Source organism: Mitsuaria sp. CC2 (genome assembly GCF_048957715.1).
In the GTDB taxonomy this organism is placed as follows: domain Bacteria; phylum Pseudomonadota; class Gammaproteobacteria; order Burkholderiales; family Burkholderiaceae_C; genus Roseateles.
The window spans coordinates 1-13072 of sequence record NZ_JARVXN010000013.1 but is presented as its reverse complement, the minus strand read 5'-3'; the positions used below and the strand labels follow the sequence as shown (position 1 = coordinate 13072).

General features: G+C 67.7%; 11 protein-coding genes. 10 read left to right on the top strand and 1 reads right to left on the bottom strand.

Translation table 11 applies throughout. The annotated features are described in order from the left end of the window. Positions 1 to 30 precede the first annotated feature (30 nt). Positions 31 to 414 carry a hypothetical protein gene (locus PV762_RS07760; RefSeq protein ID WP_421034463.1) on the bottom strand — a complete coding sequence of 128 codons (384 nt, stop codon included), beginning with the start codon at positions 412 to 414 and terminating at the stop codon, positions 31 to 33. Between the two features lie 102 nt (positions 415 to 516). Between PV762_RS07760 and polA the strand changes: the two genes are divergently transcribed. From polA to PV762_RS07710, 10 genes are all read left to right on the top strand, one after another. Next, positions 517 to 3294 (top strand): DNA polymerase I, encoded by a 2778-nt coding sequence (gene polA, locus PV762_RS07755; RefSeq protein WP_421034462.1) that lies wholly within the window; start codon positions 517 to 519, stop codon positions 3292 to 3294. A gap of 90 nt (positions 3295 to 3384) precedes the next feature. After that, on the top strand, positions 3385 to 4653 hold the full coding sequence (locus tag PV762_RS07750; RefSeq protein WP_421034461.1) for a lipoprotein-releasing ABC transporter permease subunit: 1269 nt from the start codon (positions 3385 to 3387) through the stop codon (positions 4651 to 4653). Further along, positions 4646 to 5380 carry an ABC transporter ATP-binding protein gene (locus PV762_RS07745; RefSeq protein WP_421034460.1) on the top strand — a complete coding sequence of 245 codons (735 nt, stop codon included), beginning with the start codon at positions 4646 to 4648 and terminating at the stop codon, positions 5378 to 5380. The genes PV762_RS07750 and PV762_RS07745 overlap by 8 nt, the downstream gene beginning before the upstream one ends. A gap of 79 nt (positions 5381 to 5459) precedes the next feature. After that, the gene (gene purU, locus PV762_RS07740) at positions 5460 to 6350 is read left to right on the top strand and encodes a formyltetrahydrofolate deformylase (RefSeq protein ID WP_421034459.1); all 891 of its coding nucleotides are present in this window, start codon (positions 5460 to 5462) and stop codon (positions 6348 to 6350) included. 39 nt (positions 6351 to 6389) lie between these two features. After that, on the top strand, positions 6390 to 7223 hold the full coding sequence (locus PV762_RS07735) for a TatD family hydrolase (protein ID WP_421034458.1): 834 nt from the start codon (positions 6390 to 6392) through the stop codon (positions 7221 to 7223). Then, complete coding sequence (locus PV762_RS07730; RefSeq protein ID WP_421034457.1) at positions 7216 to 7752, top strand: DNA-deoxyinosine glycosylase; 537 nt, start codon at positions 7216 to 7218, stop codon at positions 7750 to 7752. The genes PV762_RS07735 and PV762_RS07730 overlap by 8 nt, the downstream gene beginning before the upstream one ends. Before the next feature lie 25 nt (positions 7753 to 7777). Then, positions 7778 to 8635, top strand: a complete 858-nt coding sequence (locus PV762_RS07725) for a spermidine synthase (RefSeq protein ID WP_421034456.1) — start codon at positions 7778 to 7780, stop codon at positions 8633 to 8635. A gap of 2 nt (positions 8636 to 8637) precedes the next feature. Beyond that, complete coding sequence (locus tag PV762_RS07720) at positions 8638 to 10464, top strand: GspE/PulE family protein (RefSeq protein WP_421034455.1); 1827 nt, start codon at positions 8638 to 8640, stop codon at positions 10462 to 10464. A gap of 212 nt (positions 10465 to 10676) precedes the next feature. Continuing rightward, a complete protein-coding gene (locus PV762_RS07715; protein WP_421034454.1) occupies positions 10677 to 11144 on the top strand; it encodes a tripartite tricarboxylate transporter TctB family protein in 468 nt (155 codons plus the stop codon). Positions 11145 to 11154: 10 nt separating this feature from the next. Beyond that, positions 11155 to 12663, top strand: coding sequence for a tripartite tricarboxylate transporter permease (locus PV762_RS07710; protein ID WP_421034453.1), 1509 nt, complete (start codon positions 11155 to 11157; stop codon positions 12661 to 12663). The last annotated feature ends 409 nt before the right edge of the window (positions 12664 to 13072 follow it).

The following is a 13072-nucleotide window of genomic DNA, read 5'->3' as shown; positions in this document are numbered from 1 at the left end:
AGCCGACCGGAGCGGGTCAGCCGCGACGGGTCAGAAATTGAAGAGACGCCAGACCCGCGCGCCCGCGTTGCCGCGGTCGTCGCCCTGGCGGGTGGGAAGGTCGCGGCCGGTGTCGCCGAGCAGGATCTCGTACTCGGGCGCCTTGCTGTTCTTGTTCTTGACCACGACCTTTTGGGTCAGGCCCCTCACCCGGGTTTCCTCGATGCGAACCTTGTCGTCTTCGTTGACGATCTGTTCGACCTTCACCTCGGGCACGTCGCGGAACTTCTGCGGCCCGGCGGAGGCCGGGGTCGCGGCAGGCGCCGACGGTGCTGAAGGCGTGACCGGCGCGTCGGCCGCGTGCGCCTGGAGCGCGACCGCGGCCAGGAGGGCGAACAGAGGAGCGAGGCGGGTGGTTTTCATGGTGATGTCCATTCTAGTCTTGGACCCCGGGAAACCCCGTGCCCCCGGGCGAGGGCCGCGTTCAGGCGCGGCCTGCTGACAGCCGGGGTGGCGCGCGCCTGCAACAATGTCGGGATGAGCAAACCTCTGATGCTGCTGGTCGACGGGTCCAGCTACCTCTATCGCGCCTTCCACGCCATGCCCGACCTGCGCGGTCCGGGCGGGCAGCCCACCGGCGCCATCCACGGGATGGTGGCCATGCTGAAGAAGCTGCGCGACGACTACGGCGCCGAGCACGCGGCCTGCGTCTTCGATGCGTCCGGACCGACCTTCCGCGATGAGTGGTACCCCGAGTACAAGGCGCAGCGCGCCCCGATGCCCGACGCGCTGCGCGAGCAGATCGAACCGATCCACGAGGTCGTGAAGCTGCTGGGCTGGCCGGTGCTGACGGTGCCCGGCGTCGAGGCCGACGACTGCATCGGCACGCTGTCGCGGGTGGCGGCGCAGGCGGGGCACCAGGTGGTGATCTCGACCGGCGACAAGGACCTGGCGCAGCTGGTGACGGCTGACGTCTCGCTGATCAACACCATGAGCAACGAGAAGCTGGACGAAGCCGGCGTGCTGGCCAAGTTCGGCGTGCCGCCGGACCGGATCATCGACTACCTGACCCTGATGGGCGATACCGTGGACAACGTGCCCGGCGTCGAGAAGGTCGGTCCCAAGACCGCGGCCAAGTGGATCGGCGAGCACGGCTCGCTGGACGGCGTGATCGCCAACGCGGGCCAGATCAAGGGCGTCGCCGGCGAGAACCTGCGCAAGGCGCTGGAATGGCTGCCGATGGGCCGCAAGCTGGTGACGGTGAAGGTCGACTGCGACCTGTGCACGCACGTCGCGGGCTGGCCCGCGCTGGAAGCGCTGGCCTTCAATCCGGTGGACGAGGCGGGGCTGCTCGACTTCTACACGCGCAACGGCTTCAAGACCTGGAAGCGCGACCTGGAAGGCAAGCTCGGCGGCGACGCGCCCAGGCGCGCCAGGCCGGAGGCCGACGTCGGCGCGGCGAGCGCGACCGATGCCCATGCGGAGGCCCAGCATCCTGCGATCCCCGTCGACAAGCGTTACGAGACCATCCTGGACATGTCCCGGCTCGACGCCTGGATCGAGCAGTTGAACGCGGCGGAACTCGCCGCGTTCGACACCGAGACGGATTCGCTGGATCCGATGCAGGCGCGCATCGTCGGCATCAGCTTCAGCGTGAAGCCGGGCGAGGCCGCCTACATCCCGATCCGGCACGACGGCCCGGACGCCCCCGAGCAGTTGCCGATGGACGAGGTGCTCGCGAAGCTGAAGCCCTGGCTCGAGGATCCGCTGAAGAAGAAGGTCGCCCAGAACGTCAAGTACGACACCCATGTGCTGGCCAACCACGGCATCGCCGTCCAGGGCACGGCCTTCGACACGATGCTGGAGAGCTACGTGCTGGAGGCGCATCGCGGCCACGGGCTGGAGGCCTTGGCCGATCGCGTGCTGGGCCGCAAGGGCCTGAGTTACGAGGACCTGTGCGGCAAGGGCGCGCACCAGATCCCGTTCGCGCAGGTGGAGGTGGCGAAGGCGGCGGAGTACTCCTGCGAGGACGCCGAGATGTGCCTGCACGTGCATCAGACCCTGATGCCGCGCCTGGAGGCCGACGCGGGGCTGAAGTTCATCTACGAGCAGATCGAGATGCCGGTGTCGGCGCTGCTGGCGCGCATCGAGCGCACCGGCGTGCTGATCGATGCGGGCCGGCTGCAGGCGCAGAGCGCCGACCTCGGCCAGCGCATGGTCGCGGCGGAGCAGGCGGCCTACGAGATCGCCGGCCAGCCCTTCAACATCGGCTCGCCTAAGCAGATCGGCGAGATCCTGTTCAACCGGCTCGGCCTGCCGGTGGTGAAGCGGACCGCGACCGGCGCGCCGTCGACGGACGAGGAGGTCCTGGAAAAGCTGTCGGCGGACTTCCCGCTGCCGGCCAAGATCCTGGAGTACCGCTCGCTGTCCAAGCTCAAGAGCACCTACACGGACAAGCTGCCGCTGATGGTCAATCCGAAGACCGGCCGCGTGCACACCACCTACTCGCAGGCGGTCGCGGTGACGGGCCGGCTGTCCAGCAACGAGCCCAACCTGCAGAACATCCCCATCCGGACCGCCGATGGCCGCCGCGTGCGCGAGGCCTTCATCGCGCCGGCGGGGCATCACATCGTGTCGGCGGACTACTCGCAGATCGAGCTGCGCATCATGGCGCACATGAGCGAGGACCCGGGCCTGCTGAAGGCCTTCCAGGAAGGCCAGGACGTGCACCGCGCGACGGCGGCGGAAGTCTTCGGCGCCGCGCTGGACGCGGTCACACCCGAGCAGCGTCGTTATGCCAAGACGATCAACTTCGGCCTGATCTACGGCATGGGCGCGTTCGGACTGGCGCAGTCGCTGGGCATCGAGCAGAAGGCGGCGAAGGACTACATCGACCGGTACTTCACGCGATTCGCCGGCGTGCGCAGCTACATGGACGACACGAAGCAGTTCGCCAAGGAGAAGGGCTACGTCGAGACCGTCTTCGGTCGGCGGCTGTGGCTGCCGGAGATCAACTCGGGCAATGGCCCGCGGCGCAGCGGCGCCGAGCGTCAGGCGATCAACGCGCCCATGCAGGGCACGGCGGCCGACCTGATCAAGCTGGCGATGATCGCGGTGCAGCAGGCGCTGGACGAGCAGGGCAAGAAGACCCAGGTCGTGATGCAGGTGCATGACGAACTGGTCTTCGAGGTGCCGGACGAGGAGCTCGACTGGGTGACGTCGGAAGTGCCGACGCTGATGGCCGGCGTGGCCGCGCTGAAGGTGCCCTTGCTGGCGGAAGTCGGCGTGGGTGCCAATTGGGACGAGGCCCACTGACTGCCACGGCCGCTGGCCCTCACCCCTCCCGGTCGCCATCAGCCAGCCCTAAGCGGCGAGGGCGGGGGGAGCGGTTAGCATCCACCCCCTATGAATTGGCCCTATGAGTTGCAGATCGGCTGGCGGTACACGCGAGCCGGGCGTGGAGGGCGCCGCAACCGCTTCATCTCCTTCATCTCCGGCGTGTCGATGTTCGGCATCGCGCTGGGCGTCGCTGCGCTGATCATCGTCTTGTCGGTGATGAACGGCTTCCAGAAGGAGGTCCGCGAGCGCATGCTGTCCGTGATCGCGCACGTGGAGCTGCTGAGCGACACCGGCGAGGGCCTGCCCGACTGGCGCGCCACCGCGGACCAGGCGAAGAAGAATCCCGAGGTGCTGGCCGCCGCGCCGTTCGTCTCGGGCCAGGCGCTGATCGCGCGGGGTTCGGACATGCGCGGCACGATCGTGCGGGGCATCGATCCTGCGCTGGAGCCGACGGTGACGCCGATCGCCGAGAAGCTCGCGAAGGACGGCCTGCTGGAGCGCCTGCAGCCGGGCCAATGGAACATCATCCTGGGCGTCGAGCTGGCGCGCCAGCTGGGCGTCCAACGCGGCGACAAGATCACGCTGGCCATCCCGTCGGGGCAGGTGACGCCGCTGGGCGTGCAGCCGACGCTGCGGCAGTTCACGCTGGCCGGCGTCTTCGAGGCCGGGCACTACGAGTACGACAGCGGTCTGGCGCTCATCCATGTGGGTGACGCCGCGAAGCTGTTCCGCACCGGCACGCCGAGCGGCGTGCAGCTGAAACTGCGCGACGTGCAGCAGGCCCGCCAGGTCGGCGCGCAGCTGCAGCGCGAGATGTTGCAGGCGGGGCAGGCGATCTACGTCCGCGACTGGACCCGCACCAACGCCAACTGGTACGACGCGGTCCAGGTCGAGAAGCGCATGATGGGCATCATCCTGACCTTGATCGTCGCGGTCGCCGCGTTCAACCTCGTGTCGACGCTGGTGATGACCGTCACCGACAAGCAGGCCGACATCGCGATCCTGCGCACGCTGGGCGCCAGCCCGCGCTCGATCATGGGCGTGTTCATGATCCAGGGCGCATTGGCCGGCGTGATCGGCACGCTGGGCGGACTCGGCCTGGGGCTGGTCGTCGCGCACAACCTGGACGTGATCGTCCCTGCCATCGAGAAGCTGCTGCACACCACCTTCCTGCCCGCCAGCATCTACGTCATCAGCCACATGCCGAGCGATCCGCAGTGGTCCGACATCGTCCCGATCACGGTGACCTCGCTGATCCTGGCGTTCGTCGCCACGGTCTATCCGAGCTGGCGCGCCAGCCGCGTCCAGCCCGCGGAGGCGCTGCGTTATGAATGACGCCAACAACAAGGCCCTGTCGACGGGCATCCGCGTCCCCGCCGGTCAGGTGGTGCTGCAAGGCAGCGGCCTGGGCAAGCGTTTCGTCGAAGGCCCGCTGGACGTGCAGGTCTTCCACGACCTCGACGTCAGCGTGAAGGCCGGCGAAACGCTGGCGGTGCTTGGCGCCTCGGGCTCGGGCAAGAGCACGCTGCTGCACCTGCTCGGCGGCCTGGACAAGCCGTCCGCCGGACGCGTCGAGCTGATGGGGCGCGACCTTGGCGCACTCGGCGAGAAGGCCCGCGGCGACTGGCGCAACCAGCACCTCGGGTTCATCTACCAGTTCCACCATCTGCTGCCGGAGTTCAGCGCGCTGGACAACGTCGCGATGCCGCTGCGCATCCGCCGCATGCCGCAGGAGCAGGCGCGCGAGCAGGCCACCAGGATACTGACGCGCGTGGGGCTCGGGCCTCGCGTGCTGCATCGTCCGGGCGAACTGTCCGGCGGCGAACGCCAGCGCGTCGCGATCGCGCGCGCGCTGGTCACCGGCCCCGCCTGCGTGCTGGCCGACGAGCCGACCGGCAACCTCGACCGCTCGACGGCCGCGACGGTCTTCGAGCTGATGCTGGAGATGGCGCGCGAGCTGGGGACCGCCTTCGTCATGGTCACGCACGACCAGGACCTGGCGACACGCTGCGAGCATCAGCGACGGCTGGTCGGCGGCGCGCTGCAGCCGCTCGCGGCCTGATCAGCCCTAGGCTGGGTTGCCCGATCGCGAGGCCCGCCGCCGGGATCCCGTCGGGCGCTCGTTTACGATGCGCTCCACCATGACCGCCTCGAAGCCTTCCTCGGAATTCCCGTCCACCCGCTTCATCCTGAAGCTCAGCTGTCCCGACCAGGCCGGCATCGTCCACGCCGTGACCGGCGTCCTGCTGGAGCAGGGCGCCAACATCCTGACCTCGGCCCAGCACGGCGACGCCGATCACCGCCGCTTCTTCATGCGCATCGAGTTCGAGTGCGCCGAAGCCCGTCCGGCGGCCGCGCTGCGTGAGGTGTTCGCGCCGCTGGCCGCGCGGCTGTCGATGGATTGGGAACTGGTCGACGCGCAGCGCAAGACGCGCGTGCTGCTGCTGGTGTCCAAGCTCGGGCACTGCCTGAACGACCTGCTGTTCCGTGTGCAGACCGGGCATCTCGCGATCGAGATCCCCGCGATCGTGTCCAACCATCGCGACTTCTATCAACTGGCCGCGTCGCACGACATCCCGTTCCACCACCTGCCGCTGCTGCAGGCGAGCGACGAGCAGAAGCAGGCGCAGGAGCGCAAGCTCCGGGAGCTGATCGAAGAGCAGCAGATCGATCTCGTCGTGCTGGCGCGCTACATGCAGATCCTGTCGCCGGAACTGTGCCGCTTCCTGGAAGGGCGCGCGATCAACATCCATCACAGCTTCCTGCCCAGCTTCAAGGGCGCGCGCCCCTACCACCAGGCGCATGAGCGCGGCGTGAAGCTGATTGGCGCGACCGCGCATTACGTGACCTCGGATCTGGACGAGGGTCCGATCGTCGAGCAGGACGTCGCCCGCATCGACCATTCGATGACGCCGGACCAGCTCGTGGCGATCGGCCGCGACGTCGAATGCGTGACGCTCGCCCGCGCGATCCAGTGGCACGCCGAGCACCGCGTGCTGCTCAACGGCCATCGCACGGTGGTCTTCCGCTGAGCGGCGCGGGGGCCCGCTTCTCCACCGCTCGGTGTCGCCATGTGGACTGACACGCACTGCCACCTCGACGCCTCGGAGTTCGAGCCCGACCGTGACGCCGTCGTCGCGCGCGCCGTGTCGGCCGGCGTGTCGCAGGTCGTGATTCCGGCGGTCGTCGCGGGCAACTTCGAGCAGGTGAGGGCGCTCGCGCACGCCCATGGCTTCAGCTATGCGTTGGGCATCCATCCGCTGTACGTGATGCACGCCCGTGACGAGGACCTGTCGCGCCTCGACCGGATGCTCGCCGAGTGCCGGGACGACCCGCGCCTGGTCGGCATCGGCGAAATCGGGCTGGACTTCTTCGTCAAGGACGTCGACGCCGCCACGCAGCAGCATTTCTATGGGGAGCAGCTCAAGCTCGCCAAGCGGCACGGGCTGCCGGTCATCCTCCATGTGCGCCGCAGCGCGGACCAGTTGCTGGGCGGGCTGCGTCGCGTCGGTGTGTCGACCGGTGGCATCGGCCACGCGTTCAACGGCAGCCGGCAGCAGGCCGAGGCCTTCATCGACCTCGGCTTCAAACTCGGTTTCGGCGGCACGCTCACGTTTGACCGTTCGCTGCAGATCCGCCGCCTCGCCGCGGAGCTGCCGGCCGAGGCGCTGGTGCTGGAAACGGACGCGCCGGACATTCCGCCGCACTGGCTGTACCGGACCGCCGAGGCGCGCGCCGCGGGCGCCACGTCGCGCAACGAACCGGGCGAGCTGCCGCGCATCGGCGAGGTGCTCGCCGGACTGCGCGGCTGGACCGTGCGGGAAACGGCCGCGATCACCAGCCGCAACGCTCGTGCCGCGTTGCCGCGGCTCGGCGCGTTGGATGCCGTGGACGCGCATGGCTGATGCGCTCGATCCGACGGGAGCTTCGGAAGCCGCCCGCTGGCGGGGGCTCGCGCCCGTCCACGCGCCGGACGCCGAATGGCTGCTGCTGGGCAGCTTCCCGGGCGTGGCCTCGCTGCGCGCGCAGCAGTACTACGGCCATCCGCGCAACCAGTTCTGGCGCCTGGTCGGCGAAGTCTTCGGCGTGGATCTGGTCGCGATGACATATCCCGAGCGCCTCGCCGCGCTGGGCGCGCAGCGCGTCGCCGTGTGGGACGTCATCACCGAGACCGAGCGCGAGGGCAGCCTCGACAGCGCGATCCGCCATCCCTTCGCCAGCGACCTGGGCCGGCTGCTCCAGCAGCTGCCAGCCCTGCGCACGATCGGTTTCAATGGCGGCACGGCGTTGCGCTTCGGGTTGAAGCAGCTGGGACCGCTTGCAGCCCGTTACCGCGTGCTGGGGCTGCCAAGCTCCAGTCCCGCCTACACGATGCCCTACGATGACAAGCTTCGCGCCTGGCGGGAGCTCGCCGGGCCCTTGAACGACAGATGACGAGACCGGGCCCCGCGGACCCGGCATGGGAACGACCGCCGTGAGCAAGCACCGGGACTCGAAGAACAACAAGAGCGGCAGAACGACCGAGTGGGTCGAGGCCACGCTGAGCGAATTCGACGGCGTGCGTTTCCTGCACCTCGACTCGATTTGGGTCCAGGGCGCCATGCGGCTCAAGAAGCCCGAGAAGCTCGAGCTGGAGTATGTCCAGCGCATGATGGCCTGGCTGCTGTGGCGCGACGCCCGCGAGATGACGCAGGGGCAGGCAGTGCAGCTCGGACTGGGCGCCGGGGCGTTGACCCGCTTCTGCCGCAAGCAATTGAAGATGAAGACCACGGCGGTCGAGATCAACCCGACCGTCATCAGCGCCAACCGGCACTGGTTCCACCTGCCCGACGACGACGAACGGCTGCGCGTGCTCAACCAGGACGCTGGCGCCTGGGTCGCCGACGCGGCGAATTGGGGCACCGCGCAGGTCCTCAACGTCGACCTCTACGACCATGAGGCGGCGGCGCCTGTCCTCGATGACGAAGCCTTCTACGCCGACTGCCACCGGGTGCTTGCCGACGGCGGCTTGATGACCGTGAACCTGTTCGGTCGCAGTGCCAGCTTCACGCGCAGCGCCGCACGGATCGCCAAGGTGTTCGGTTCCGACCAGGTCTGGCACCTGACGCCGACCCGCGAGGGCAATACCATCGTCGTCGCCGGACGCGGCGTCGCGGTGCCGGAGCGCGAAGTGCTCGAGCAGCGCGCCGCCCACATCGAGGCCCGTCATGACCTGCCGGCCACGAAGTGGCTGAAACTGGTCCGGCCTCTGCCGATGAACGTGATCCACCAGCTCCAGGCGGCTTTGGCCGGCCATTCCGACGATTCCGACGAGTGACCATGAAACACAGCACGCCGACGACTCCCAAGGACAAGACCGGCGCTTCCGCGCCAGCCCCGGCGCCGACGGCCGCGGCCGGCACGCGCCTTGAATGGCGCCAGTTGCTGCACTGGCTCGCCGAGGACGGTGTGATCGACCAGCAGCAGGTCCAGCGCACCGAGGCCCGCTTCGGCGCCGGCCACAGTGCGCAGCATCCGCTGATCCGGCTCGGCTCGGCGGGACTCGTGCGCGTCGCCAACGGCAGACCGCTGGACGCCGAGGCGCTGACCGAATGGCTCGCGGGACGATTGAAGCTGCCCTACGTCCGCATCGATCCGTTGAAGGTCGACGTGGGCCGCGTCGCCGACGTGATGTCCGCCAGCTATGCCGAGGCGCGCCGCTGCCTGCCGATCCAGGTCGGCCTGACCGATGTGACCATCGCGGTCGCCGAGCCGCAGGACGTCGGCTGGATCCCGCAGATCGAGTCGCACACCCGCAAGCGCGTGAAGATGGTCCTGGCCAACCCCCAGGAGATCGCGCGCTTCACGACCGAGTTCTTCACGCTGGCGCGCTCCGTGCGCGCCGCGACGAAGTCCGGCGAGTCCAACCAGCCCGCGAGCTTCGAACAACTGGTCGAACTCGGCCGCAGCAGCCGCCAGCTGGACGCCAACGACCAGGGCGTGGTGCAGGTCGTGGACTGGCTCTGGCAGTACGCCTTCGACCAGCGCGCCAGCGACATCCATCTGGAGCCGCGCCGAGAGATGGGCGTGATCCGCTTCCGCATCGACGGCGTGCTGCACACCGTCTACCAGCTGCCGCCGACGGTGATGGGGGCGATGACCGCGCGCATCAAGCTGCTGGGGCGCATGGACGTGGTCGAGAAGCGCAGGCCGCTCGACGGCCGCATCAAGACGCGCAACCCGGCCGGCGAAGAGGTCGAAATGCGGCTGTCGACATTGCCGACCGCCTTCGGCGAAAAGATGGTGATGCGGATCTTCGACCCGGACACGGCGGTGAAGGACCTGTCACAACTCGGCTTCTCGACGCATGACGCCGAGCGCTGGAACCGCCTCACCACGCGGCCGCACGGCATCATCCTCGTGACCGGCCCGACCGGCAGCGGCAAGACCTCGACGCTCTACTCGACGCTCAAGCGCCTGGCGACCGAGGAGGTCAACGTCTGCACCGTCGAGGACCCGATCGAGATGATCGAGCCCGCGTTCAACCAGTCCCAGGTGCAGTCGGCGATCGACTTCAACTTCGCCGAGGGCCTGCGCGCCCTGATGCGCCAGGATCCGGACATCATCATGGTCGGCGAGATCCGCGACCTCGAGACCGCCGAGATGGCGATCCAGGCCTCGCTGACCGGCCATCTGGTGTTCTCGACGCTGCACACCAACGACTCGGCCTCGGCGATCACACGGATGGTGGATCTGGGCGTGCCCAACTACCTGATCGACGCGACGGTGATCGGCGTGCTGGCCCAGCGGCTGGTGCGCACGCTGTGCCCGAATTGCAAGGAGCCCGATCCGGACGTCACGCGGGACTCGCTCAACGAGAGGCTCAAGCCGTGGCGTCTGAACGGCGGCGTCAAGCCCTACCGTCCGGTGGGGTGCCTGGACTGCCGCAACACCGGCTTCCGGGGGCGCGCCGGGCTGTATGAACTGCTGCTGCTGACCGACAGCGTCCGCAAGCATCTGCACCCCGTCACCGACATGACCGCGTTGCGCCGGCAGGCGGTGCAGGAGGGCCTGCGCCCACTGCGTCTGGGCGGGGCGATGAAGGTCGCCGAAGGGCTCACGACGATGGACGAAGTGCTGCGCAGCACGCCGACCTGGGAGAACTGAGCGCCCGGACGGCCGTCCGCCTGGCGCCCTCAGGCTCGTGGGGGCGGGTAAGCCCGCGCAGACAAGCCGCGAAGCCCGTGCCCACCGGGCCTGTGAAGATCGCCATACGCCCCGTGCGATGCACGGCGTCTCCCCTTACGTGATAACCACAGACCCCGAGCGGGACCCGATTCCTAGAATCGCGGCCATTCAAGCCGATAGAGGTTCCCTCGATGAAGATCAAGAGTCAACGCGACTTCTGGTCAGGGCTGATGTTCGTGGTCGTTGGCGTCGCGTTCGCGTGCGGCTCGATCATCAACTACAGCTTTGGCACATCCGCCCGTCCCGGGCCTGGTTATTTCCCGTTCGGACTGGGCGTCCTGCTCGCCGTGCTCGGTGCGGTGGTGCTGTTCAAGGCACTGACCATCGAGTCGGAGGGGGGGCAGCCCGTCGGCGCCTTCGCCTGGAAGCCGCTGCTGATCGTCGTCGGCGCGATCATCCTGTTCGGCTTCGCCCTGCCGCGTCTGGGCATGATCATCACGCTGCCGCTGCTGATCACTGTCTCGTCGTTCGCCAGCGACGAGTTCCGCTGGCGCGATGCGCTGCTCAGCAGCGTCGTCCTGACCGCGGGCAGCTACGCGATCTTCATCTGGGGTCTGAATCTCGTGATCCCCATCTGGCCAACCTTCCTGGGCGGCTGAGGAGTCACGCATGGATCTGATCAACAACCTGATGATGGGGTTCGGCACGGCGTTCACGCCGGAGAACCTCATGTACGCCTTCGGCGGCGCGGTGCTCGGCACCCTGATCGGCGTGCTGCCGGGTCTCGGGCCCGTCGCGACGATCGCGATGCTGCTGCCGTCGATCTATTCGCTGGACGCGACGCCGGCATTGATCATGCTTGCCGGTATCTATTACGGCGCCCAGTACGGCGGCTCGACGACGGCCATCCTGATCAACGTGCCCGGCGAGTCCTCGTCGGTCGTGACCGCGATCGACGGCTACCAGATGGCCCGTCAAGGCCGCGCCGGCTCCGCGCTGGCGGCCGCGGGACTGGGCTCGTTCTTCGCCGGTTGCGTCGGCACCGTCATCATCGCGGCCTTCGCGCCGCCGCTGACCGAACTGGCCTTCAAGTTCGGCCCTGCCGAGTACTTCTCGCTGATGGTGCTGGGTCTGATCGGCGCGGTCGTGCTGGCCTCGGGCTCGCTCGTCAAGGCGATCTCGATGATCCTGCTGGGACTGCTGCTCGGTCAGGTCAACACGGACGTGATCTCCGGAACGCCCCGGTTCTCGTTCGATGTTCCCGAGCTGACCGACGGGATCAACTTTGTCGTGATCGCGATGGGCATCTTCGGCTTCGGCGAGATCATCGCGAACCTTGGCCAGCCGGCCGAGCATCGCGAGGTCTTCACCAAGGATGTGAAGGGCCTGTGGCCTACCAAGCAGGACTTCCACGACGCCTGGCCGGCGGTGCTGCGTGGCACGGCGCTGGGCTCGCTCTTGGGTGTGCTGCCGGGCGGCGGTGCGCTGCTGGCTTCGTTCGCGGCGTACACGCTGGAGAAGAAGATCTCGAAGACGCCGGAGAAGTTCGGCAAGGGTGCCATCCAGGGCGTGGCCGGCCCCGAGTCGGCCAACAACGCCGGCGCGCAGACGTCCTTCATCCCGATGCTGACGCTGGGCATCCCGCCCAACGCGGTGATGGCGCTGATGGTCGGCGCGATGACGATCAAGGGCATCCAGCCCGGCCCGCAGGTGATGACCAGCAACCCGGAACTGTTCTGGGGACTGATCGCGTCGATGTGGGTCGGCAACCTGATGCTGGTGATCCTGAACCTGCCGTTGATCGGCATCTGGATCAAGCTGCTGACGGTGCCCTACCGTTTCCTGTTCCCCGCGATCGTCGTGTTCTGCTGCATCGGTACCTACACGCTGAACAACAACAACTTCGATGTGTTCATGACGGCGGCATTCGCGGTGGTGGGCTATATCTTCTACAAGCTGAGTTGCGAGGCTGCTCCGTTGCTGTTGGGCTTCATCCTCGGCCCGATGATGGAAGAGAACCTTCGCCGCGCGCTGCTGCTGTCCCGTGGCGACTGGAGCACCTTCCTGTCCCGGCCGCTGTCGGCAGGCCTGTTGATCGCCGCGGCGCTCATGGTGGTGGTGGTGATGCTGCCTTCCATCAAGAACAAGCGCGAGGAAGCGTTCCAGGACGCCGACTAACCAGCCCTCTGGCTCCCCGGCCCAACGAAGACCCGCCTCGGCGGGTCTTTTTTTCTTTCTGAATCTCGGTGGGGGCTCCAAAGAAACAAGGGCTTAGCCACGACCCGTGCGAGGTGCGGCCGACTGTCAACAACTTTCCCTTGTAGTTCTTGCGAGCCGCTTCAAGAGCGTGCTACAGTCGCTGTCTTCGCTGCACAGACATCTGTCTTGCAGCGGTCTCCGAAGGAACTGTCGGGGAAGTCGAATGACTGATCGGGTTTGGCCCGGTTTTCATTTGGCGGCGAGATTCTCGCAGTCGACGATGAAAATAATTTCTCTGACTGCTTGACGGATTCGAAAGAAATCGTTCATAATCTCGCTTCTGCGCTGCTGACGACAAGTTGGCAACGCGACGAAGCAAGTCAAGTCG